This window comes from Kiloniella sp. (assembly GCF_048270245.1).
Classification (GTDB): Bacteria; Pseudomonadota; Alphaproteobacteria; order Kiloniellales; family Kiloniellaceae; genus Kiloniella.
This window is the reverse complement of sequence record NZ_JBLWTH010000005.1, coordinates 283,747-307,679: the sequence shown is the minus strand read 5'-3', so window position 1 is coordinate 307,679 and position 23,933 is coordinate 283,747. Positions and strand designations below refer to the sequence as shown.

The 23,933-nt window shown below is 45.2% G+C and carries 18 protein-coding genes; 8 read left to right on the top strand and 10 right to left on the bottom strand.

All coding sequences use genetic code 11. The features are described 5' to 3' along the window. Window positions 1-110: 110 nt before the first annotated feature. Window positions 111-3,362, top strand: a complete 3,252-nt coding sequence (locus ACN0W5_RS13770; protein WP_417454668.1) for a response regulator — start codon at window positions 111-113, stop codon at window positions 3,360-3,362. Window positions 3,363-3,473: 111 nt separating this feature from the next. Here the strand turns inward: ACN0W5_RS13770 and ACN0W5_RS13765 are convergent, their stop codons facing one another. Beyond that, a complete protein-coding gene (locus ACN0W5_RS13765) occupies window positions 3,474-3,974 on the bottom strand; it encodes a hypothetical protein (protein ID WP_417454667.1) in 501 nt (166 codons plus the stop codon). Window positions 3,975-4,118: 144 nt separating this feature from the next. Next, on the bottom strand, window positions 4,119-5,018 hold the full coding sequence (locus ACN0W5_RS13760) for a 3-keto-5-aminohexanoate cleavage protein (protein ID WP_417454666.1): 900 nt from the start codon (window positions 5,016-5,018) through the stop codon (window positions 4,119-4,121). A gap of 772 nt (window positions 5,019-5,790) precedes the next feature. Here ACN0W5_RS13760 and ACN0W5_RS13755 point away from each other — a divergent pair. From ACN0W5_RS13755 to ACN0W5_RS13725, 7 genes are all read left to right on the top strand, one after another. Further along, on the top strand, window positions 5,791-6,765 hold the full coding sequence (locus ACN0W5_RS13755) for a homoserine O-acetyltransferase/O-succinyltransferase family protein (protein ID WP_417454665.1): 975 nt from the start codon (window positions 5,791-5,793) through the stop codon (window positions 6,763-6,765). Between the two features lie 417 nt (window positions 6,766-7,182). Next, window positions 7,183-7,704 (top strand): PAS domain-containing protein, encoded by a 522-nt coding sequence (locus tag ACN0W5_RS13750; RefSeq protein WP_417454664.1) that lies wholly within the window; start codon window positions 7,183-7,185, stop codon window positions 7,702-7,704. A gap of 332 nt (window positions 7,705-8,036) precedes the next feature. Beyond that, entirely contained in the window at window positions 8,037-8,579 is a 543-nt protein-coding gene (locus tag ACN0W5_RS13745) for an MgtC/SapB family protein (RefSeq protein ID WP_417454663.1), read from the top strand. Window positions 8,580-8,772: 193 nt separating this feature from the next. Continuing rightward, entirely contained in the window at window positions 8,773-9,861 is a 1,089-nt protein-coding gene (locus tag ACN0W5_RS13740; protein ID WP_417454736.1) for an endonuclease/exonuclease/phosphatase family protein, read from the top strand. A 1,475-nt stretch (window positions 9,862-11,336) separates the two neighbouring features. Continuing rightward, window positions 11,337-13,442, top strand: coding sequence for a methyl-accepting chemotaxis protein (locus tag ACN0W5_RS13735; RefSeq protein WP_417454662.1), 2,106 nt, complete (start codon window positions 11,337-11,339; stop codon window positions 13,440-13,442). A gap of 388 nt (window positions 13,443-13,830) precedes the next feature. Then, window positions 13,831-15,393, top strand: a complete 1,563-nt coding sequence (locus ACN0W5_RS13730; protein ID WP_417454661.1) for a PAS domain S-box protein — start codon at window positions 13,831-13,833, stop codon at window positions 15,391-15,393. 61 nt (window positions 15,394-15,454) lie between these two features. Beyond that, complete coding sequence (locus tag ACN0W5_RS13725) at window positions 15,455-15,841, top strand: response regulator (protein WP_417454660.1); 387 nt, start codon at window positions 15,455-15,457, stop codon at window positions 15,839-15,841. Between the two features lie 109 nt (window positions 15,842-15,950). Here the strand turns inward: ACN0W5_RS13725 and ACN0W5_RS13720 are convergent, their stop codons facing one another. From ACN0W5_RS13720 to ACN0W5_RS13685, 8 genes are all read right to left on the bottom strand, one after another. Further along, window positions 15,951-16,724, bottom strand: coding sequence for an ABC transporter ATP-binding protein (locus tag ACN0W5_RS13720; RefSeq protein WP_417454659.1), 774 nt, complete (start codon window positions 16,722-16,724; stop codon window positions 15,951-15,953). Continuing rightward, window positions 16,718-17,785 carry a FecCD family ABC transporter permease gene (locus ACN0W5_RS13715; RefSeq protein WP_417454658.1) on the bottom strand — a complete coding sequence of 356 codons (1,068 nt, stop codon included), beginning with the start codon at window positions 17,783-17,785 and terminating at the stop codon, window positions 16,718-16,720. Before ACN0W5_RS13715 ends, ACN0W5_RS13720 begins: the two co-directional genes overlap by 7 nt. Then, on the bottom strand, window positions 17,782-18,915 hold the full coding sequence (locus tag ACN0W5_RS13710; RefSeq protein ID WP_417454657.1) for an ABC transporter substrate-binding protein: 1,134 nt from the start codon (window positions 18,913-18,915) through the stop codon (window positions 17,782-17,784). The genes ACN0W5_RS13715 and ACN0W5_RS13710 overlap by 4 nt, the downstream gene beginning before the upstream one ends. Window positions 18,916-19,316: 401 nt before the next feature. Further along, a complete protein-coding gene (gene trpS / locus ACN0W5_RS13705) occupies window positions 19,317-20,327 on the bottom strand; it encodes a tryptophan--tRNA ligase (protein WP_417454656.1) in 1,011 nt (336 codons plus the stop codon). Window positions 20,328-20,631: 304 nt separating this feature from the next. Continuing rightward, a complete protein-coding gene (locus ACN0W5_RS13700) occupies window positions 20,632-21,264 on the bottom strand; it encodes a hypothetical protein (protein ID WP_417454655.1) in 633 nt (210 codons plus the stop codon). An 83-nt stretch (window positions 21,265-21,347) separates the two neighbouring features. Next, window positions 21,348-22,286 carry a dihydrodipicolinate synthase family protein gene (locus ACN0W5_RS13695; protein WP_417454654.1) on the bottom strand — a complete coding sequence of 313 codons (939 nt, stop codon included), beginning with the start codon at window positions 22,284-22,286 and terminating at the stop codon, window positions 21,348-21,350. 273 nt (window positions 22,287-22,559) lie between these two features. After that, complete coding sequence (locus ACN0W5_RS13690) at window positions 22,560-23,369, bottom strand: hypothetical protein (RefSeq protein WP_417454653.1); 810 nt, start codon at window positions 23,367-23,369, stop codon at window positions 22,560-22,562. A gap of 34 nt (window positions 23,370-23,403) precedes the next feature. Further along, window positions 23,404-23,880, bottom strand: a complete 477-nt coding sequence (locus ACN0W5_RS13685) for a hypothetical protein (RefSeq protein ID WP_417454652.1) — start codon at window positions 23,878-23,880, stop codon at window positions 23,404-23,406. Window positions 23,881-23,933 lie beyond the last annotated feature (53 nt).

The window sequence follows — 23,933 nt, the reverse complement described above, 5'->3', positions numbered from 1 at the left end:
CTAGGTTTCGAAGTGTGATTTGGCCCCGAGTGTGGTGATTTAGGCCCTGCGTGTCGTGAATTAAGACAGTAAGATACGGACTTGAATTTATAAGCTGGGAATAGGTGCCGATGAAGTTAAAGCATATGTTGATTACAGCTTTTTTGCTGATTTCAGTCGTGCCGTTTATTTTGAGCTTTCAATATTATACCCAGCATTCATCGGAACAACACCAAAAACAGATCGAAGACAACTTGTCTGCGGTTTCTCTTATCGCGAAAAAACGTGTTCTGGCAGTTGTCGATCGGGTACAGGATAATACGGCGTTGATTGCCAGTAGAACCCAGATGCGGGTCAGTCTGGACAAGTGGAACAGGACAAAAGAACAGCAACACAAAGATAAAATCACCAAGATCCTGAAAGATGCTCAGGGGAATATGAGGCGATTGGAAGCTATTGAGGTTTTTGATCTCGTTGGCAAAAAGGTCGCGACGACAGCCCCGGTTGAGGCCCCTGACGATGCCTTTCATATTCCTGAAAAAGACTATGCTGTTCGCCTTGTCAACAAGGGGGGAGGTGTTGTTCAGAGTGCCGCCCGACTTATTCAAGATGGTCGTGTGATTGGTTATATATCTGTCGAATTCAAAGCAGATTTTTTATCTGATTTAATCGAAGACAGAAGTGGCTTGGGATTAACCGGTGAATGGTTGATTGCTGTTAGAACCAGCAATGGTGATGCGCTTGTCGTGGTGCCGCTTCGTCATGACCCGGATGCGGCTTTTAATCGTAAAGTCAGTAAAGAGAATATCCAGACACCAATTACGCAGGCATTATTGGGTAATGAAACCATTTTACGGGGCGTAGCGGATTATCGAAATAAGCCAGTTCGAGCGTTTACACGCATCATTCCTGAATTTGAATGGGGCCTGGTTGTGAAAATTGACGAGGCAGAGGTCAATGCTTCTTATGATAATGCAAACCAGTCTCTAATTTGGCTGGTGGGACTTGTTGCGTTGATTTCTGTGGTGGCGGGTATTGTTATTGCGTATTTTATCGCCCGTCCCATTGATCATCTAAAATTAATGACGAAGCGCTTGGCATCCGGGGAATTTGATGTTCCACCTGTGACAAAAGGTTGGCAGGAAGCAAAGGAACTTTCGCAGTCTTTTCAGGACATGGCAGGATCTCTTGAAAATTTAAATGAAAACCTTAATCAGCTTGTTTTCAAAAGAACAGGGGACTTGAAAAAGGCCAATCAAGTTTTAGAAGATAAGAATAAAACACTGGATGCTTTGGCGCTTAAGGAGCAACAAGCCAATAAGGTGAAATCAGAATTTTTGGCAAGTATGAGCCATGAAATAAGAACCCCGATGAACGGTATTATCGGGGCCACGGGGCTTTTGCTTGATACAGAACTGTCACCAAAACAATACAATTTTGCTGAAACCGTCATGAAATCCGCTGATGCTTTGTTGGCGCTGATAAACGATGTTCTGGATTTTTCCAAAATTGAAGCGGGGAAACTGGATCTGGAACTTATCCCCTTTGACATGCAACAGCTTGTCGAAGATGTGATTGATCTGGTGATACCCAAAGACAAAGATGATGATATTGAATTTTTGGTCAGTTTTCCACCAGAAACGGAACGCTTTGTTGTTGGTGATCCCGGTCGTATCCGACAAATCCTTCTTAATCTTTTGAGTAATGCCATTAAGTTTACCTATCGGGGGCATATCTTTATTGGCGTCCGTTCAGAGCAAATGGATGATGGAAGGATAAATTATGTGTTTAATGTCAAGGATACTGGGGTTGGTATTGCTGCAGACAAACAGAAATTAATTTTTGAAAAGTTCTCTCAGGCCGATGCTTCGACAACCCGTCACTTCGGTGGTACGGGGCTTGGGCTGGCAATTTGCCGGGATCTGATCGCCTTAATGGGGGGGCAGCTTTCGGTTGAAAGCGAATTGGGCAAGGGATCTTGTTTTAGCTTTAATATAGAACTTGGGCGACAGGAAAAACTGGTCGCATCAAAAGAAGTTGCTGCAATACAAGCCCAGGAATCTTTGGAGGGTCTTAAATTATTGGTAGTCGATGACAGCAAAGTGTCATTGGAAATCGTCAGCGAACAGTTGGCTGAGCTTGGCATGGAAATTCACCTGGCGAGTACAGTGGAAGCAGCATTGGCTCTTTTGCGTGATGACATGGCTCAGACCCACCCCTTTGATCTTTTATTATCTGACTATTGCATGCCGGGAATGGACGGGCACGATCTTGCGCGCGAAATTCAGATCGATGCAAATATTCAAACCCCGCAGATGATCTTGATGTTATCTTCCCCTGAACGCGGCGATGGTAAGTTGGTCAAAAATCTTGGTTTTCGGGGCTATCTGACCAAACCCATTTTTCCCGGTATTATACGTTCTACCCTTGCTGCAGTCTGGTCGACGCGGGACAAGGCCGAAGAAACCCCGCTCTTTACCCGGCACAGCTTCCGCGAGGCCGAACTTAAACAGGAAACAAACCTTAATTTCAAAGGGGTACGGGTTCTGCTTGCCGAGGATAATCCGATCAATCAGATGATCGCGACAAAAATTCTGGAACGTTATGAGTGTCTGATTACACCCGCCGGAAATGGTAAAGAGGCATTGGAACAGCTGGATCAACAGCAATTCGATATTGTCTTTATGGATTGTCACATGCCAGTGATGGATGGTTTTGAGGCAACCCGTCAAATTCGTCAGCTAGATGGTGAACGCAAGTCTTTGCCGATCATTGCCTTTACAGCCAACGCGATGGAGGGCGATCGTCAAAAATGTCTGGATGCTGGAATGGATGATTTTATTTCAAAGCCAGTACTAATTGATGATTTAGAAAGAGTTTTGCAAAAGTGGATCGTTGACCGAAGATCTAATGCTGATAGCGGAGCGGCTATAGACGATAACCTTCAAACTGGAACCTTGGCAAAGGGTAATCCAGAAGACGATAGATCAAACTATGATCGATCTGAAAAGGGCGAACAGCTGGTTGATTTTTCCGAGGTTGAAACGCTAAAAGGAAAGATTGGCGACAGGGTGTTTCCGATTATTGAATGTTTTGTTGAATTTTCGGCCCAGACGGCCCTGAATATACAAAACGCGCTGGACGAGAGGGACAATGCGGCCATTAAATCTGCGGCTCATTCTTTCAAGCCTATTTGTTTTGAGCTTGGGGCAAAAGGTTTGGGACGTCAGGCGCAACAGATTGAAGGGGTGATCCGGGATGATCAAGCCGAACAGGCTTATGAGTTAATTCCTGACTTTATCCGTAACTGTAATGACGTCGAAGAGGTCATGCGCAATTATCTGGATGAAAATCAGCATGAATCTAATGAGAAGACGGCCTAAAATTTATTTGATGGTCGAAAAAATATGGAGTTTTCCCTCTGTTTTATTGCTTCCGAGCTGCTTTTGTTTGGGATGTATCAGGCTTTCGGGGGTTATCTGTCGTGATCCGCTCTAATTATTAAACAGATAGGGCACGACAAATTGTTCTCTCTGATCTTTGACGATCTTTCCAATTTCATCTTGTTCTTTGGATAACAGGATTTTCAGTGTCAGTAATTTGGGATCATCACGGGTTTCAATAATCTGATAAAGCGGAAGTTCTGCTTGTGGCGGACCGCAATAGTCACCGACCGATAGTTCGCGTGTCTGGTGAACCTTAACGTTCAAAGTGGTAAGTTCTTTTTTCAATCGTTTTGCCGGTAGGATCAAAAGATAAAGTGATACAAGAACAGATATCGGTGCGGAAGCAATCAAAATAATGGGCGCAAAAAGAGCCGGGGCAACAATGCCAATCATGAAGATTGCCCAGTACCATGCAACACTCACTTTCTCTTTTAACAATCTGCGTGCTTTGATCAGATTGGCGATTTCTTCTTTTGAGACATCAGCTTTTGAAGCATCGACTTTTGCATTGTGGGGAATGGGTGTGGTCGCAGGTTGCTCGTTTGGCATTATCAAATCCAGATCGTTTGAGAGAAGTAGGGAGGCGAAGGTGCTTTTACGGCATTAGTTTTTGTGGTCTTAGTTTTCGGGCCTTAATTTATCAGCCTTAGATTTCGGGCCATAATTTATCGGGTTTCTTTAACGGGGTTAATTTTAAAGGCCCAATATCTTACGGGCTTCGTCTGGTGTGGCCAGTGTGCCGCCCAGATTGTCGATGATATCGGCTGCTTTTTCGACCAGTTGGGCATTGTCACGACAAAGCTCACCCTTGCGGATTTGCAGATTGTCTTCCATACCGACCCGTACATGCCCGCCCAACAGGAAAGACTGGGCAAGGATTGGGAATTCATGACGTCCAATGCCAAAAGCGGCCCAAACGGTGTCTTTTGGGATTTGCGATACCAGATACATCAGACTTTGCGGGGTGGGTAAAATGCCATACCGCACGCCCATGACAATCTGCATCATTGTTGGGGCCTTCAGAATGCCTTTGTCCAGAAAATCGAGTGCCATGTTCAGGTCACCGACGTCAAATAGCTCAATCTCTGGCTTGGTTCCCGCGGCATAGATACGATCAGCCATAATTTCGACATTGCGCGGCGTGTTGATCACCACGGCTTCCCCCGACCACATGGTGTTAAAATCAAGGGTACAAATTTCAGGCTTTAGCTTTTCCACATGGGCAACACGCAATTCCGGGCGGCAAAGTGTGCTGCCGGTTGCTGCGACTTTTGGATCGTCTTGTGATGGCACAAAACGGCCACCTTCACCCGTGGTCAGGTTCAAGATCACGTCCTGATTTTGCTGACGGATCAACCCGACCATTTCTTCATAGAGATTAAAATCCATGGACCCTTTGCCCGTCTGGGGATCGCGCACATGCAAATGTACAATGGCCGCCCCGGCCTTTGCCGCGCCCAAGGCGGCATCAGCGATCTCTTTTGGGGTAATGGGCAGCCCCGGATGCTGTTCCGGCTTGGTCAGGTTCCCTGTAACGGCACAGGTAAGAATGGTTTTCTTTTGGGTTTTGGGTTTGATGTGTGTTTGGGGCATAAGGCTGCTCTGGTGCTTAAGGCTTGTTGTTTTGTTTATGTTACTTTGGCCCAAGTTATGAGGGAGAACAAGCGCTTATCTGATGCAGACATAAACTGGTTATAAAGTTTCTATCATGCTGGCGATAGGATGAATGTATTCCGGGAAAGTCCTAAATCAGGATAACTGGATTGCGGGATAGCTGGATTGAATGACGTACTCTGGGTTACTTTCTATATAATCTATGAAATATATAAAACCCAAGAGAACCCCCAATAAACCAGACAGCACAAAGATAATGGTCATGGACTTCTTGATAAAATTTTTAGGTGTTTTTATCGCGACAGTTATAATGATCAGGAAGATCGCAAATAAAAACAGGATGAATAAAAGAAGAATAAGCACGTTAAAATCCGGGATGTAACGGGGTATTAAAATTTATTATCTTATTATGCATTACCTTATTATCCCCTGTGAAAGGCAGAATTAAGGCCCGTGGAGTAACTATTCTACAAATCGTAGCTTTATCCTATTCTGGTGAAAGATTGCCCCTTTTGTGGCCGCTAGTTTTTGATCCTGAGCATTTTTTTTAAGTATTGGTACCAAATAAGTGATGTATAGCGAGGGAAAATTGTATTCTTTTATTCGCTTGTTTTAGTTACGGTGGACTTGATTTGAACATGAACGATCTATATCAAGTTTAGTTTATATCTTTGTCGTCGTGTTTTCCTGATCGTGTTTTTTCAATTACAGGCAGGGGAGCAGACTGGTTTGCTTATAGAGGATTATTGGTTTGCCTATCGTCATTACAGCGAGTGAAGCGCATCCCTTTTTGCCGTCGCTGGGGGATCCCACAGCGATTGCAGAGGAAAAGGCCCTGCATCAGGACATTCGTCCGCTGGAAATTGCAATCCTGAACTTGATGGCAGACAAACAGACAACAGAGCTTCAATTGGCCCGTTGGTTGGGACACACGCCGCTACAGGTTAGGCTCACCTTTGTGACGACGGACAGCTATGTGGCCAGTGTCAAGGCGGGGCATAAATCCAAATCCACACCAAGTGAGCACATCAGTAAATATTACAACGCCTGGAGTGATGTGAAAGATCGCAAGTTTGACGGCTTGCTGGTCACGGGTGTCAATTTACTGGATGCTGATGTCACAAGCGAGGGGATTTGGAACGAAATTCAGGAAATCTTTAACTGGTCCAAAACCAATGTGCTGTCGTCCATGTATATTTGCTGGGCTGGCTTTGCCGCCATGCGCTATTTCCACGATATCAAGTGTCACAACGGCAAGACAAAGACGCTGGGTGTCTTTGAGCATGGTATTGAAGCAGACAGCGCGGACCTTCTGTTTGGTTTGCCAGACCGCTTTCCGATCCCTGTGGGGCGTTGGCAACGTCTGCACCGGGATAAGGTCGAAGGCCACGAACCGCTGGAGCTTGTTTCCTGTACCGACGAAGGGGATATCTTTCTCGTGGCAGAGAACAAGGCCTTCAAAAAGGGGTGCAAGACCTATCCGCGTCGGATCTATATGTTCAATCACCCTGAATACGATACGGATACGATGAAGAAGGAATTTCTGCGTGATCGCAAGTCATTCCCCGACCTGCCTATCCCGCCGAACTACTTCCCGGATGATGATCTCGAAAAGACGCCGATTAATACCTGGCGTTATACCGCCGCAATCTATGGCAACTGGATCAAATCGCTCTACGAAGCGACCCCCTATGATATCAATGATATCCCCGAGGCGTGTGAATAGGCTGGTGTCTAGGTACAATTACTTATCACTGTAGAACGCAAGATTATAAGGCTTTGAGTTCATTTTGTTTTTACTGCTGTGTGATTAAGTCGTTCGCGAGGAAATGACCTGATTCCGGTGTCTTGCGTGTGGGGGTAGTCCTCCAAGACTTGACTCTTTCTTGTCTATACATCATAACCGCGCAGTCTTTTTGGTTGGATTTATGGTTTATTTACCATAACTAGCGTGCGTTTCCCAAAAAGCAGGTCTGTCATGGAACGGGCCGAAAGTCGGCCCCATAATTTTGTGTGTTCGGGGGTGCTTGAGAAAAGCCAGATGATGGCTTTATTAAATCTTACAGTATAATTTTACCTAGGCAGTTACCTGGGAAATTTACTTGGCTTGAGATAACAGCTCTTGATGGACTAGAGTACCGATATGCTTAATGTGAAATTCAGAGCGGCCGCTTCTGATTTGGCGTACAAATACTGGCTTTCGAAATGCCAAGGGGGCACGATCCCAAGCCGTGAGGACATTAGTCCGGCTGAAATGGTGCCATTTTTACCCAATATTCTGTTACTGGATGTTGAAAATGAGCCACTAGATTTCCGTTTCAGGTTAATCGGAACCCGTATCGTGCCATTGTTAAAGCGCGATTATACCGGGGAGTTGATGAGCACAATCGATAACCTGAAATCCCCGAATTCCGTTTGGAAGAACTGTTGCAAAGCAGTTGACTTGGCAGAACCAGTTTATGCCTTTACGCCGTATGTTGGCCCCAAAAAGGATATTCTGGATGTTGAGGATCTGATCCTGCCGCTGGCCTCGGACGGTAAGAATGTGAACATGTTAATGATCATCCTTGCGCCTGTTAAAAAACAACCGGGACAACGGGATAGCGGCGAACAGGGAAATAAGAGCGAGAATAAAGCTGAGGGCACAAAGAACTTGGCTTCCTGATCAGCTTTGTTATTTGATTTCTTGTTCTGTTGATCTCGGCTTTGCCTAAGCTTTTTCTTATCTTAATACAAGTCGCCTGTATACCTAGCCCCTTGTACAGCTAGTCCCTTGTACAGCTAGACCCTTGTACACCTAGTCCCTTGCATGCCAAACTAGTATTTGTCTAGCTCAGTGTCACCCGGTTTTGGTGCTCTCAAGTTCCCTCCAATACCTTTCGAGTGCCCGATAGCCCTTTTTTCCTCTCGCTTTCCTTGCACAATATAATGCCCAAGGTACTATCTGTGGGGCAACAGTACTTGTGTATAAGCAGATTAATGGTGGATTGGGGCAAAATGGCTGATTTGAGTGTCGAGCTTGCGTATATTTCCTGGCAGGAGCTTTTGCTTCGTGTCGGTTTGGCGATGGTTGTCGGGCTTGTTTTGGGGCTAGAGCGGGATAGCAAGAATAAACCAATCGACTTTCGGGCCTATATGATTGTCGCTGTCACCACGTGTGTTCTTGCGATTTTGGGACAGGAAATTTATTCGGATTTCTCCTCGGCGGAAACCATTGTAAAGGTTGATCTGTCCAGTATTGTTGCAGGTGTCATGACCGGTATCGGCTTTCTTGGCGCGGGGGCAATTATTCAACGCGGCGACCGGGTTGTTGGCACCGCAACCGGGGCTAGTATCTGGGCGTCCGGGGGAATTGGCCTGACGATTGGCTTTGGGTTTTATGCACTGGGCATTGTTGCTTTTGGGGCCATTAGCCTTATTTTATTGGCGGGCGGCATTTGCCGAACATGGATATCCGGGGTTGATGATAGCGAAAAATGTGCCCAAGAAAATAATAACCAAGAAAATGATAGCCCCAAAAAAGATGCACAAGAAAAGTAGCTAACAAACTTGAAATAACCAATAACAGCAAGAAAACAGTCAAAATTTTCTATTATTGTATTGTTGCGGAATAGAACAGCCTGGGCTGGTAAGTGAAATTTGCCAGATTTAGTGATTGTTTGATCGCGATGAAAATGTTGGTCAGTACAGATTTATACCCCCAATAAAGGGGAAAGGGGATAAAACAGGCGTGATGATGGTACATTATTTGTTAGGGGCAATTACAGTGCTGTGCTTTTTGGCCAGTGTTCTTCCCTTTATTCCAATTGCCCATGGTGCCGTCAGAATTTTTGATTTTGGACGCCTTCAAATTCTGACTATTTCGTTTGTAACGCTTGCGTCTGTCGTGGCGTTCCTTCCCAGTGATCAGTATTGTTATTCCCTTGTGGGAATGCTGTCTGTCTCGGTTTTGATTGAACTTTTCCACATCATACCCTTTACCCCCTTTTGGTGGCAGCAATCGGCAAGGTTTGATCCGACAAAACACGATAATGCATCAACCTTTAAAATGCTGGTTTGCAATGTAAAGCAGAGCAATAAAAGCTACGATAAATTGATTGAAATCATTAAGGATTGCGACCCAGATATTTTGATCCTGATGGAAACGGATCAACTGTGGGTGGATGCTATGGCGGGGGTAACAGAACGCTATGACTATACGCTTAGCTGTCCACAAGATAACAGCTATGGAATGTTCTTGGCCTCGCGGTTGGATGTTTTGCAGGGTGATATCCGTTTTCTGCTGAACGACAGTATCCCTAGCTTTCATTGCCGGTTCAGGTTTAAGGGCGGGGATGAATTTGATCTTATTGCCATTCATCCCGATCCGCCTGTGCCCCACAGAGATACGATTGGCAGAGACGCCGAAATTCTGGTGGCAGGGAAAAAGGCGCGATATCGCAAAAGGCCGCTGGTGGTTGCCGGCGATTTAAATGATGTGGCATGGTCATCGACAACTCGCCGTTTTCTGCGGGTTTCTCGCTTGCTTGATCCGCGTCAAGGGCGAGGGATGTTTAACTCGTTCGATGCGCGGTATCCATTTTTACGATGGCCGTTGGACCATATTTTCCATTCTGAAGAATTTGAACTTGTATCAATCCGGCGACAACCCTTTATGGGGTCGGACCATTTCCCAATGTATTATGAACTGGCTTATGTTTTTGAACATAACAACGAATTGCCTGATACCCCTACGGTGATGGATTTGAAAGAAGCCAGAAATCTGATCCACACCGAAAGCAAACGAGACCGCCGCCCTGTTGGTGAAGATTGGGAAAAGTAAAATTACGCGTCCTGACGAAAGGGAAAGCAGCACTTCAGGAACGTTATGTATCCTAAATGGTTAGTTCAGTCGGAAATGTGTAATTTTAATACGTATATAATCAGATGCAGAGAAGGCTCTGTCGTTATCTAAGGATACCCGGATATACTGTTGGTGATGATTATAATTCTTAATCGTAAGTTGATTCGGTATATTTTACGGCGAAACCACGTAAAATAATGTTTTTATAGATTTAAAAAAAGATATTATTTTTTTTTGAAGCCGAAAATACATAAGACTTATTCAAATAATCACCGTATCTTATTGATTTATAAAATTGTATATACTTTAGTCAATTACTCGGAATTCCCTGATTGTATATAATATTCTTTAGCCTTTAAGTAGAATAGGGGCTGCGTTAATATCTCTTTAACCAATTCAACGTAATTTTCCTACATTCGCCCTCCACGTAGTCAGGGGTGGCTCCATAAAATAAGAGTTTGCACAGTACTGAAAAGGTACTGGTTCAATTGCAAACCTGATCAGATATATGACCTGGGTTTTTGTGTGGTACAGGAACGATCTGATCTTCGTTATATGGAGTGGGGTGCGGGTAGAGACTGGACATGGTTGTTGACATGATTGTCTGGGGCTTTTTTGAATAATTCGACGCTAGTGTGGTTGCGTCATGGGAACAGTCTTAGTGTGTTTTGGGCTCGAACCGATTATTCAAAGCGTGTGGTTGCTCTGGTGTGTGGTATTCAATCGCTTGTGTTTCGTCTGGTTTCAAACTGTCAAAGGCACTTCCATTGGGGGATCTTGCCAACGTGAAACCATATAGATTAGGTGCTCTACCTGATCAGCATGACATTATCCGCAGTTTTAACAACTGTGGCGTAAGTAAATCAGAACGATTGCGATAGAGAAGTGTGGGGGTCGCGTTCTGCTTTTACAGCGTAGTGGTATACGTCGCAATTGCGGGTGTCGGGGTAAGGAAAGATCGTTATGTGGCAAAGGTAGCTGTCACGGCAAGAGGAACGTTAAAAATTATCAAGGGGGTAAGCACGTTCTGCCTTTGCTTCTTTTGTCGGGTTTTGTGGCTTTCTTTTAATTGCGAGGCTTTTATTTGCTTGAAAGACAACCACAAAGCCCTGCAAAAAGATAAGTTCAAAATATATTCGTCAATTTCATAATTGCTTTATTTTTGCTGAATGTCTTTTCGTGATGAGAAAACAGGATATTTTTTTCCGTAATTATATCAATTCTGACACCGTTATTCTGACATTGTTATAAAGTAATGCCCGGCTATAGATGCCGGGTGTTTGGACTTCTTAGCGCTTTCAATTAATCAAAGCTAGGAATTTATATTATTATGTGGTCCTACATGTTTAACTGTTTTGTAATATGCTGTTAAAGGCAAATTAATACTTTGTGATCGAGAATTGGTAAGGAGCTTATTACGCTTGCTTACTTTCAATTACTTATGTGATCACATTATGCCCGGAATTTTGAACAAATCTTTTAGTCTCACAGGTAAGATTCTTACATCTGTCGTTATTACCCTTGCGATTGGGTTAACGGCTACGACCGCCTTTGTCGTTAAGGAAAGTCAGGATGCAATCCTTGATGTTGCTGAAAAACACGGTCAGGAACTCGCGGGGAATATCGGTAGCCAAGTGAAGGCTGATATTGATGTGGCAATGACAGCATCGCGTACTATGGCTGAAACATTCTTAGCTTATCACCGGGCGGGAATTACGGATCGGGAAGTTTACCGAGAAGCACTTAAAGGTGTCGCACTTAATAACCCCGACTTTGCGGCAGTTTGGAGTGGATGGGAACCAAATGCGCTGGATGGTAAGGATGCAGATTTTGCGAATACACCGGAAAGTAACCCAAGCGGACGTTTTATTGATCTCTGGTTTTTAAAGAACGCTACGGATCTTGGTGTCCGCGGGTTGAATATAGACAAAGGTGAAACGGCAGACTGGTACGACGGTGCTCGAAAAGCTATGACAGAGGTGATTACAGAACCTTATGCGATGGAGCTTGTAAAAGATGAAGGTACGGAAGCTTTTCTTTCTACCTCTGTCGTGGCTCCGATTATTTTGGATGGCAAGTTTATCGGTACTGTTGGTGTTGATTTTAATTTACAAGAAGTGCAGGACAAGATTGCCGAAATTCGCCCTTACGACGAGGGTATTGTTACTCTTATCACCAATAATGGCGTTTGGGCTGCTTATCCAGATAGAGATCAAATCGGTAAAGCGATAGAAGAAATCTCACCACAATTACAGGATTACAAAGGCCTGGTTGCTAAAGGAGAGAATGCCAGCTGGATCGGATATTCGAACGAACTGGGTAAAGATGCCCTCTATGTTCTGGTGCCTTTGACGGTTGGGCATTCAAAAACGCCTTGGTCAATTGCCGCCATTATGCCTCTGGATAAGGTACAGGCTGGTGCAACGAGCGTGCGTAATAATATGATTATTGCAGCAATCGTTTTAACCTTGCTCATGGCGCTGATAATTACCGTTCTGATTACAGTTTTGATGAGCAGACCATTAAAAAATATTACTGAAGTCGTTGAGGTTCTGTCGAGAGATGAGACCAATGTCGAAATTAAGGATCAGCAGCGGAGTGATGAAATTGGTGTTCTTGCAAAAGCGCTGGAACATTTCCGCCATAAGCTAATCCAGGTTCGCGATCTACAATCCGAACAAGTTGAAAAAGATCGACAGGCAGAACAAGAACGCCGAGATACTCTTTTGGGGATTGCCAATCAGTTTGAGGTACAGGTTCAGGGCGTTGTTGGTAATGTATCCAGTTCATCGGATCATCTTTTGACTTCTGCGCAGAGCATGTCCGCGGTGACAGATAATGTGTCAAGACAGACAGCCGTTGTGTCATCTGCAACCGAAGAAGCATCGGCTAATGTTGCAACTGTTGCCAGTGCAACAGAAGAGTTGTCAGCCTCTATTGGAGAGATCAATGCACAGATCACACGTGCTGTTGCAGTATCGCAAGAGGCAGTGCAAGAGGCAGATCGTGCGAACACAAAGGTGCAAGGTCTGTCGGATGCTGCCTTGAAGATTGGTGATGTAATCAAGCTGATCAGTGATATCGCAGAGCAGACTAATTTACTTGCTTTGAATGCAACGATTGAGGCCGCGCGAGCAGGTGATGCCGGTAAAGGTTTTGCTGTGGTTGCTTCCGAGGTTAAATCTTTGGCAAATCAAACCGCCAAGGCTACAGAGGAAATCACAAGCCAGATTTCCGGTATTCAGGAAGAGACCGATGCGTCGGTCGAGGCCATTGGTGGCATTGGGAACACGATTTCTCAAATTAGTGAAATATCGACTGTAATTGCTTCTGCTATGGAAGAACAGGGTGCTGCGACGCAGGAAATCTCGCGTAATGTTCAAGAAGCTGCAGCGGGTACCAGTGAGGTGACCAGAAGTATTACCGAGGTTAACAGTAATATAGAAGAAGCGGGTAGTGTTTCCCAATCCGTTCTGACAGCTGCACAAACCCTGCAAGATGATGCGGCCGTGCTAACGCGTCAGGTTGATGAGTTTATGAACCAGATCAGGGCGTCGTAAGATAGGATAAAAGCGAGCAGCATTTTACAATAAAAAGCTGCTCGTAATGCCTGATTTTTCATCTGCATCTTTAAGTCTGTCGTGGTTAAACTCGATTGTTTCGATAGTATTCAGCGTATCTATTTTTAGAAAATAAACACTGATCTGGGCGCTATAATCCTTTGATGGTTTTGGTGTGCCCCAAAATAATCCCGAATAGTTCACAGTGAAAGTACAATCTTACTGATTGTTAATTCAGCATAATAATTATTTCAGGCTACCAGGCGTGACCTGTCACCAGATAATATTGTTCTGACTACGAAGTATTTATATCGAAGTAATACATCCTTAAGCTATGACGCGTAACGTTAAGATGAGGTTTTTTTAAAAAAACAACTGGACGTTGATAATGAATGATATTGTCTTGTCAGATGCCAAAAGTGGATCAGCTTTGTTCCAGTCGATTTGGCAAACCGTTGTTGATGGTATGATTGTGATAAATCATTTGGGCATTATCCAAATGGTCAACCCGGCTACTCTTAAAATTTTTGGATATACCGAAGAAGAGCTGGTTGGTAAAAACGTCAAAATTTTAATGCCCAATCGATACAGTTCTGAGCACGATCAGTATCTGTCCAACTTTATGGGGGGCGGGCCGAATAAAATTATCGGGATCGGACGCATTGTCGAAGGCCGCACAAAGGCCGGGCAGGAAATATCGATGTATCTCGCTGTCAGTGAGCTGATGGTGGGGGAGCAAGTTTGTTTTGTGGGTATTCTAAGGGATCTGACCGAAAAGGTTCGCGCGGAAAATGATATCTTGCGGGCGAAAGAAGAAGCTGAGAGAGCCAATATGGCCAAGTCTCACTTTCTTTCTTCTATGAGCCACGAATTACGAACCCCTATGAACACGATACTGGGGTTTGCCCAGCTATTACAGGTTTCGGATCGAAGCGAAATTAATTACGAGCTATATCAAGAAGCGGTTCAACATATCCTCAAAAGTGGGGATCATTTGTTAAATTTGATTGATGATGTTCTTGATTTGTCAAAGATAGAGGCAGGCATTATTGCTGTTTCGTTGGAAGATATTGACGTTAATGAAATTGTTGACGAATGCATTGACCTTACGAAATTTGCGGCGACATCTAATAATATCAAGGTCGCTTTCAAACCGAAAAATAAGGGGAAGACCTTTATTCATGCTGACAGGGGACGTGTTCGGCAGAGTTTGATCAACCTAATTTCCAATGGTATTAAATACAACCGCGAAGACGGGTCTGTTACCATTTCCTTTGAAAAGCTAGATAACGACTTTGTTCGTATAAAGGTGACAGATACTGGCTATGGAATACCCCAAAGACAGCACGAAAAGCTATTCATTCCCTTTGATCGTCTAGGGTTGGAAAACTCCGCGATTGAAGGTAGTGGCGTTGGACTGGCAATTACTCAGAAAATTGTACGGATGATGCAAGGGGATATTGGCTTTTCGAGTTCTCCCGACGGCAGTCAGTTTTGGATAGATCTACCCGCAGGAAACATTAATAACGAGATGGAAGTCACAAGTCAGGAAATAGAAAGTGTGATAGGTGCGGCGGGTAAAAAGATGAATGGCCGCATTCTTTATATAGAAGATAACCCGTCGAATATTGCCCTGTTGAGGCAGATCGCACAAAAAGTGTATCCGGATATTATATTTGATAGTTGTCCATCTGCTGAATTGGGGCTTGAATATATTCAGGCCCATCCCTGTGACATGGTTTTTATGGATATTAATTTACCGGGGATGAGCGGTATTGACGCCATGAAATGTTTGGAGAGATTATACCGGGATTTACCGCCCGTCGTTGCAATTACGGCTGACGTTTCCAAGCTGACCATTAGTAAAATTAAGAAACAAAAGTTCAGTGAAATGCTTGCAAAGCCTATAAGTTTACTGGAAACTGTAGAGGTTTTGGAACGTTATCTGTAAATTTATGATTGTTTAACCTAGTAATGTAGTATGGTATTGTTATGATGATACCGGAGGTTGCATGAAGTTCCTGTACGTAGAAGATAAGCCGATGAACACCCGTGTTTTACGCCTTTTTGTAGAACAGCTGTGGGGCGAGGATTTAACGTCTGTGGAAACCGCAGAAGAAGGGTTGGACCTTATCGACAAGGAAGACTTTGATCTGGTTTTTATGGATATTAATTTGCCCCAGATGAACGGGCTAGAAGCCATTCGACATATTAAAAATAAATTGAACAAAACTTCGTTGCCTATAATTGTTGTCAGTGCGGCTACGGATAGGGATGTTATTGCGGATGCCTATCATAGTGGGTGCCGCGCCTTTATTAAGAAGCCCGTTAACATTATGAATTTTAAAAGCATAACGGAACGAGTTCTGAAAACGGACGAAACAATCGCTGTTGTTTGATCGGCCGCGGATTAAAAATTCCTACTATCCATAATCGTACTGGTGATTATTCTGATCAATTTTGTTTGTGTTTGTTGTTTAATCCCAAAATTAGAAGAGTGGTTTTGGCTCAAGCCGATTTTGAAAAGCTCTGCTCCTGAGCTACATCATCAACGATGATATGACGCAATCCCTTTGAACAGGCCTCGATCCGCGCTTCAATCCGGTAAACTGTTTTCAGTAAGGCCGGTGTAATAACGTCTTCAACAGGGCCACAGGCATGCAGTCCCCTATCACAGATCACCATCACTTTATCGGCGAAACGTAATACGTGGTTGAGATCGTGCACAGCGGTGAAGATAATCATCTGGCGCTCAAAGGCCAACCGTCGAACAAGCGCAAGTACCTCTATCTGACGGTGGAGATCCAGGGCCGAGGTTGGTTCATCCATCAGAAGTATCCGTGGTTCACGGACCAATACCTGGGCGATACCAACGAGTTGACGTTGCCCGCCGCTGAGGTCTGCCATATTACGATCGCTGATAGAACTGATGGCGAGGGCCTCAATAGTCTCGTCCACAATCTGTAGATCCTGGGGGGAAACCCGAAGCGGACTTCCCTGTTTACGGGCCAACAAAACCGCTTCATAAACACTCATGATTGTGGTGCCGCTGTTATCTTGAGGCATGTAACAGATCGACTGGTCGGCGCCGCCCTCTAGAACGATGGATCCTGGTCCGGAAACCAGCCCCGCGATGCGCCGGAACAAAGTTGATTTTCCCGCAGCGTTTGGTCCGATAAGGGCAACAACTTCACCAGCGTTGAATTGGGGCGTGGTGATGCCTTCTAAAATCAGGTTTCGGCCATAGCTCGCCCCAATGTTATCCAGATGAATAGCTACCATGCACGCCTCTGACTGTTGAGGATAAGAAAGATGAAAAACGGAATGCCCACCAGTGACGTGACAATGCCGATAGGGATAACCGTGCCCGGGATAAGCATTTTTGAAACGACAGAACTGGCGGACAAGATCAACGCGCCGGAAAGGGCCGCGGCTGGCAGGAAGAAACGTTGATCTTCACCGATCACCATACGCGCGATATGCGGCCCGACCAGACCGACGAAGCCGATCGTCCCGACAAAGGATACAGGGATGGCGGCCAAAACACTGACCAGTATCATGGTTTCAAGCCGAAGTCGGGCAATTTTGACACCAAAGCTTTCCGCCTTTGCGTCACCCAATCGCATGGCGCTCAAGGCCCATGCACGTCGTACAAACATGGGAATGATGATCAGGAGAACAGTGAATGCAATCCAGAACTTTGGCCAGGTTGCTTTGGTCAGGCTGCCCATAGTCCAGAAGACAACAGCTGAAAGCGCCTGTTGTGTTGCGAAAAACTGAACAAGTGCAACCAGTGCATTAAAAGAAAAGACAAGCGCGATGCCTAAAAGAACAATGGTCTGAACCGTGACCCCACGCTGCATACTGATTACATGGATAAGAAGAGCAGCGAGCATCGCCATAATAAACGCGTTTAAAGGTACGACATATTCAATGGCTGCGGGGATGAACATAACACCGAAAGCAAGTGCTAAAGCAGCCCCGAAACTTGCACCCGCCGAAATTCCCAAGGTAAAGGGGCTGGCCAGAGGATTGTTCAAAATTGTTTGCATCTGGGCACCTGCCACCGATAGGGCCGCGCCAACGATGACCGCCATCAGTGCGATTGGCATGCGGATTTCCCACAAGACCACCCGGACTTGCAAAGATACTGAATCCGGAGCAACAAGTGCCATGATTACCTGATCCAACGGATAGTTGGATGGCCCCAAAGCCAGATCAACACAGATACTGCCAAGAAGAGCGAGCCCCAGACCTAGCAAGGTAAGTTGTCGGCGCTGAACCAGGACGCGGTAGCTACCGCGCCCTGAGTTTCTTGGTGGAACGGTAGTATCGGTTGTCATTTGTCGCCATCTGTAAGGGACACCCAATAGCCTGGTACATAATCGACGGGCAGGAATTTTTCATGCAGGTCCGCGAAAGTCGCTTCTGGGTCCAGATCGGCGAACAGATCGGGATGCAGCCATTTGGCCATCTGTTGAATGGCGACGAACTGATAGGGGCTATTGTAGAACTGATGCCAGATCGCGTGGAATTGGCGGTCCTGAACTGCCGGGATGCCCGTCATTGCGGTGCGGTGCGTTAACCCTTCCAACTTACGTAATGCTTCTTGAGGGTCCGATCCCGGACCAACCCCAACCCAGTTACCGCCGGGAACATAGGCATCCCAGTTACCACCTGTGACAATGACATGATTGGGATTGGCGGCAATTATTTTCTCTGGATTAAGCGTCCCAAAAGTACCTGGGATGATATCTTTGGCGATATTGCGTCCCCCGGCCATTTCGACGAATTTTCCAAAATTTTCATCACCAAAACTCATGCAGCAATCATCGGAATATCCGCCGGCTCTATCGACAAAAACCGTCGGTCGAGCAGGGTTGGCAGCGGCGATAACGTCGGTCACGCGGGCAATTTGCTCTTTGCGATAGGTGATAAAGGCTTCAGCTTTTTTCTCTTCGCCAAACAATTCGCCGATGATGCGCATGCTGGTTTCAGTATTCTTGAAGGGATGCTCACGAAAATCCACATAGACAACTGGTATGCCGACCGCAGCCAGCTTCTCAATATATTTTGCATCTTCTGTCGCTTGCTTGGATTCAATATTCATCAGCAACACATCAGGATTGAGGGCAACTGCCTGCTCTACATCAAAAGAGCTGTCCTTGAAGCCACCGAAAGTAGGGATGTCCGCCATATGCGGGAATTTCTCCAGATAGGTCGCATAGTTATCTGGGTCGGCTTGAGAGAAGTCTTTTCGCCAACCGACGACCCGTTTGAACGGATCATCATTGTCCAGTGCTCCGACAAGATAAATCTGGCGACCTTCACCAAGGATAACTTTATTCACGGGGCCATTAACAGTTACTTCCCGTCCTGCGACATCCGAGACAGTAATCTCTTCTGCTAGAGACGGAGAGATCGCCATGGCAAATCCGATCAGTGTTTGAAAGGCAAGATGTCTTAACTTCATCATATTCTCCTGCTGTGCGCGCCTATGCAAACTTGGTAAATAAACAGGTAATCTGCTTTCATTACCTATCTGCCAACATAAAAGTAAGTGATAATCATTATCATTTGTTAATTGGAGGTACATGCAATTAATTCTCATTACAAGTATTATTTGTGGTGAGAATCTAAAGCTCGCTATTTATTGGCTTTACATCTGGGAGACGAAAATATTGTCTCTGATTTCAAAAAGATCGCTGAGCGGATCTTAAAAACTGATGAAATAATCGCTGTTATTTTATAATGCTGCATACGGAAAAATCCTAAACATCTTCATAGCGACGGCGATTATGTTCATCAGTTTTTGCTTTTGGGTTCTGTTGCCCTTCATATATATTGCCTCTTATATAAGGCAAAGATCCTTTTTCAGGATAGCATAAAAAGCCCCAGAGAAGAGGCAACATCCCGATAGGTGTTCTGTGTCAGGTCACGGGACTTTGCGGTTCCTTCTCGGATAACATTCAGAACATAACCGGGATCTTGGGAAAGCTTTTCCCGACGTTCTCTGATCGGTGCAATCAACTCCTGAAGGATATCATTCAGCCTGTTTTTCAGTGCCATATCACCCAACCCACCTTGTTGATAGTGGTGTTTTAGCTCTGCAATTGCTGTGGTGTCTTCATCAAAAGCATCCAGATAGGTGAAAACCACGTTGCCTTCGATCTGTCCTGAATCCTCAACTCTTAGGTGGTTGGGGTCCGTATACATTTGCATTACCGCCGCTTTTATTTCATCAGCAGACGCGGAAAGCGCAATGGCATTACCCAGAGACTTACTCATCTTTGCTTTCCCGTTAATACCGGGCAACCGACCCGTTTTGGGGATGATGGCTTTTACGTCCGGTAAAACAGATGCATTGGCCGTCGCGTTGATTTTCCGGATAATTTCATTGGTTTGTTCAATCAGGGGGGCCTGATCTTCGCCAACTGGCACCACCGTAGCCTTAAAAGCGGTTATGTCTGCTGCTTGGGCTGCGGGATAACACATAAAGCCTGCGGGGATATCGCGGCCAAAATTGCGGGCTTTGATTTCATCCCTGATTGTCGGGTTTCTCTCTAGCCGGGCAACGGTGACAAAGTTGAGATACAGCATCGACAGTTCCGCCAACGCGGGAAGGTGGGATTGTAAGCAAATTGTTGTTTTGGCCGGATCGATCCCGACCGCCAGATAGTCCAATGCGACTTCGAGCACATTGGATCGTACCTTTTCGATATTGTTTGCGTTATCTGTTAAGGCCTGGGTGTCAGCCAACAGCAAGAATTGTTCGTGATCATCCTGAAATCGTAATCGATTTTTAAGTGATCCGGCATAATGCCCGATATGCAATGGCCCGGTTGTTCTATCACCAGTCAGGATGGTTGGTTTGTTTTGTGTCATGGTTGTCTCCGAAAAAAACAGAGCTGCCCCATGATGCCGGAAATAAAAAAGCCGCCCATGAGGCGGCTCAAAAAATAGATACGAAATATCCTTGTGCCGCTCCGTTCAGGAACGCCACCAGCGATTAATAAGTGTTGTGCATCGATATTTCATATGCGTGGGATAACATTCTCATACATGATGTGGCAAGGGGAAACGTGATGTGAAAAAGAAGGCCGTGAAAGTCAGGTAGATCAACAGGACGACACAATTATAAAGCTGTAATGCCGTTGATTTAGCCGGACGTACTTCTATTCTTGAACAATCAGTTTTCTTTCGGATGGAAATGGGATTGGGGGAGAATACTAACAGAGGTGCTGGCTTCACCAAGGACGGCGACGTATCCCTGTTGAATGGCTTGATTGCGGATCAGGCCACGGCCTTTGGCGACGGCGGCGCGTAGATCCGGGTCTTGCTCGGTAAAGGAACCGCCAGCTTCCAAAGATGCGTTTTGAAAGGTGATACTGCCAAGAATTTGAGCGCCGTTGCCAAGGGTTGACTTGCCAAGGATGGTCACGCCGCCGAGGTATCTACCGTAATCGCCGATATGAATTGTGCTGTCGGGGGAGTTCGCTTTGATGGTTACGCCACCTTCGGGGCCAAACTGGTTGTTTGACCCGATGGTGATTGTACCGCCGCTGGCTTCCAGATAGGTCTGGGCATAAAAGGTATTGTCATTACCAACGGTGATGGCGTCGTTCTTGTCAGAACGCATAACGCTATTGGGATAGAAAGTGTTGCCTGTGCCAACCTTTGCATGCACTGAAATCAGAGTTGAAAAAGGGTCCAGCACTGTGTTGCCACGGGCAGTAAGCTCCATGGTTTCAGCTAAAGTTCTGAACCCGTTTTCCTTGCGTTGTGCATCAATACTGGCAAGTAGATCGTCGTTGGTGGGCATGTATCCATCCTGAGAAAATATTGCCCATAATATTGATTTATATATGTTTATGTAAAGTTTTTTGACTGATGACCTAACGGACTTTAATCCAGTTCGTTCAGGGCATTAATCGCTTTCAATACCCGTTCTTGATCCGCAGCGCCTAGCGGCAGGATTGGCAAATGTGGAGATGCATCAGAGAGCGACAGGATATTGGCAGCAGCATACATAACCCTCATGCCGCCAAATTCTTTAAAGAGCGTCCAAAGCGGTTGGAAGAATTGATCAATACGCTGGACCTCTTGTGCATCACCAGCTTGCGCGGCTTTTGCCAATTTCAGGGCCTGAGAGGGGAAAAGCCCGCCAACCACGCTGTACCATGTATCGGCCCCGGCAAGAAGACCCGCCGCGCAACCCCAATCGCCACTATAGCCAATAGCAAAGCCATCCTTGTCGGCGGTATTTTGGCGAAGTTGTGCCAGATCGGCCTCGATATTCTGACCTTGCGGTAAGGGCATCTTGACGGCAGTAATGGTCTCAATCTGCGAAAGACGCTTTAAAAGATCCAGTGAAAAGGTGAAATGGGTTGTGCCCGGGTTATTATAAATAGAAATGGGGAGGTCTGTGGTACCTGCAACCGCAACAAAATGTTGATAGACTTCCTCTTCTGTCAGGGGTGTGTAAGAAACCGGGGCCAGCAATAGGGCATCTGCCCCTGCATCGCGTGCGTCCTTTGCCAATGCCTGTACGTCATCTGTTCTAAGCGCGCCAATCCCAACGATCAAGGGGGCACGACCATCAATAAAATCGGCAGCCATGGCAACGGTGCGTTGTCGCTCGGCCCTTGTCAGATAGGCATACCCGCCCGTACTGCCCAACAGTCCAATAGAATTGACTCCGGAAACAATTCTAGTATCGTTCCCGGAACCGACCCCGGCTTTTACAATTCGGTCCAGCAAAAGGCAGAGTTGATCGCTATTTACCCGCCCATCCTTATCAGTGGGCGTTATCGGGAAGGCAGAGAGGCCGTGAAAAAATGACATTGTGGTTTCCTGGGTTGTTTTCTGGCTTATTCATGAGGCAAATCTGCCTCGGAGATTTATCAATAATTCTCTTTGTCTTATTGATTTATTTTTACGAGGCATAGGGCCATTAAATTTTCTGGTATAGGGCCAATGTATAATTCGTCGAGGAAGGTAACTGGTTTAGAGCTGTAATATGCGGAAAATCGACCTTGATGCTGTATAAATGGCTTGAAATTCAGATGGTTGGCCTAGGTGAGTTGTATGTTATGTAATCAAGGTAAAGCTAATAAGCTAAGTCGGTGTCTGTTTTGCCGTGTGTGTTTTCATTCTGCGGAATATTTTTGCAACCATTCTTAGGAACCAAGAAACTTTCGAGCGGGCAATACGTAGTTTTTGATATGCATAACGATCTGCCTCTTCTTCTTGCGAGGGGACCTGACCGCCTTCTTTGTGTTTGTGAAAATGGTGCCCTATTTCATGATAAAGCGTTTTTTGTATGAAAAAGTGATCTATAAAATTAAGAAACTTGAGCTTCTCAACATATTTAAACCAAACCAGATTGATAACTCCAATATAGGGCAGGTATTGCCCCGCAAAATCATATTGGGGTTTAAGGGGAATAATATAAATTCTGGGAACCCCTTTTAAATCTTCGTCCGGAATTACCTCCAACCATTTTAAAACAAAGTCTGTTGCGTGATTTCGTGGGTCCAGTGTTTTGTCTTCAAGAATGAGAACGCCCCGATGCTCTGTTTCTGTGAAGTTGGTGCGCTTAAATCTAAGGATTGAATCAAAAGATCGTTTGATAACAGGGTCAGTTTTGGGGGTAACGGAATTGTTTACAAACTGTTCCGATAGATTTTCATCAAGATCGTGCAGAATGGTCAAGAAGCCTGCCGCGAGTATCGTATTCGAAGAATTATACTTTTCAAGATCCAGTAGCTTTAGTTCCCTAAGTAATAAGGGAATTGATTTAACACCACTTTCATAAATGGCTTTATAGGCCATTGCTTGTGTTGGGTCGTGGTTACTGATTAATCCGCGCTTTAAACGATTAATTGCATTTTCAAGGTCGTTGTTCTTACCGTTTTGTGAGGACAAAATAACTCTCTAAACTCGTTCAGGTTCATGACTGCTACAGGATTTCGCCGAGATAGGGGAAGGCGCACCAGGATAGTAAAATAAAGAGGGTAAGGTTTGCGCCCAAGATCAAACGGCGTGATTTTTTGATATGGCCAGCAATGCCCATTGTCAGGGCTATAAGAAATCCAACAATATTTTCTATGGCGATGAACTGTGCATACTCATAGCTTCGATACTTCACGCCAAGATCCCACGTGTTGAGAAAATGGTAAAAATTCAGGAATGCAAATGCCAAAATCAGGGAAACAACCACCTTAGAGAAGTGCTTGGAATTGGAAAATATCTTTAAAATCAGCATATAGAGCAAGGGTGTTATAAAGGGAAAGATGTATTTTCCGCCCATAAGAATAACGATGAAAAGAGGCATTGGGTAGGGGGTTAGAATATTTGGTATTCCAAATAGTCTCATGGATAGAGAGACGAGGAACAAAAGTCCTGCGCCGCCAAATAACCAAGCTCTTTCAGGCATTCTCATTGTTCCTTTAATTGGAGTATCTCAGAATAATCAACTTAAAGTGGTGT

Excerpts from the sequence above, each read along its gene's own strand:
- ACN0W5_RS13770 (WP_417454668.1), top strand. The coding sequence starts at position 111 with ATGAAGTTAAAGCATATGTTGATTACAGCTTTTTTGCTGATTTCAGTC.
- ACN0W5_RS13765 (WP_417454667.1), bottom strand. The coding sequence starts at position 3,974 with ATGCCAAACGAGCAACCTGCGACCACACCCATTCCCCACAATGCAAAA.
- ACN0W5_RS13760 (WP_417454666.1), bottom strand. The coding sequence starts at position 5,018 with ATGCCCCAAACACACATCAAACCCAAAACCCAAAAGAAAACCATTCTT.
- ACN0W5_RS13750 (WP_417454664.1), top strand. The coding sequence starts at position 7,183 with ATGCTTAATGTGAAATTCAGAGCGGCCGCTTCTGATTTGGCGTACAAA.
- ACN0W5_RS13745 (WP_417454663.1), top strand. The coding sequence starts at position 8,037 with ATGGCTGATTTGAGTGTCGAGCTTGCGTATATTTCCTGGCAGGAGCTT.
- ACN0W5_RS13740 (WP_417454736.1), top strand. The coding sequence starts at position 8,773 with ATGATGGTACATTATTTGTTAGGGGCAATTACAGTGCTGTGCTTTTTG.
- ACN0W5_RS13735 (WP_417454662.1), top strand. The coding sequence starts at position 11,337 with ATGCCCGGAATTTTGAACAAATCTTTTAGTCTCACAGGTAAGATTCTT.
- ACN0W5_RS13730 (WP_417454661.1), top strand. The coding sequence starts at position 13,831 with ATGAATGATATTGTCTTGTCAGATGCCAAAAGTGGATCAGCTTTGTTC.
- ACN0W5_RS13725 (WP_417454660.1), top strand. The coding sequence starts at position 15,455 with ATGAAGTTCCTGTACGTAGAAGATAAGCCGATGAACACCCGTGTTTTA.
- ACN0W5_RS13720 (WP_417454659.1), bottom strand. The coding sequence starts at position 16,724 with ATGGTAGCTATTCATCTGGATAACATTGGGGCGAGCTATGGCCGAAAC.
- ACN0W5_RS13715 (WP_417454658.1), bottom strand. The coding sequence starts at position 17,785 with ATGACAACCGATACTACCGTTCCACCAAGAAACTCAGGGCGCGGTAGC.
- ACN0W5_RS13710 (WP_417454657.1), bottom strand. The coding sequence starts at position 18,915 with ATGAAGTTAAGACATCTTGCCTTTCAAACACTGATCGGATTTGCCATG.
- trpS (WP_417454656.1), bottom strand. The coding sequence starts at position 20,327 with ATGACACAAAACAAACCAACCATCCTGACTGGTGATAGAACAACCGGG.
- ACN0W5_RS13700 (WP_417454655.1), bottom strand. The coding sequence starts at position 21,264 with ATGCCCACCAACGACGATCTACTTGCCAGTATTGATGCACAACGCAAG.
- ACN0W5_RS13695 (WP_417454654.1), bottom strand. The coding sequence starts at position 22,286 with ATGTCATTTTTTCACGGCCTCTCTGCCTTCCCGATAACGCCCACTGAT.
- ACN0W5_RS13685 (WP_417454652.1), bottom strand. The coding sequence starts at position 23,880 with ATGCCTGAAAGAGCTTGGTTATTTGGCGGCGCAGGACTTTTGTTCCTC.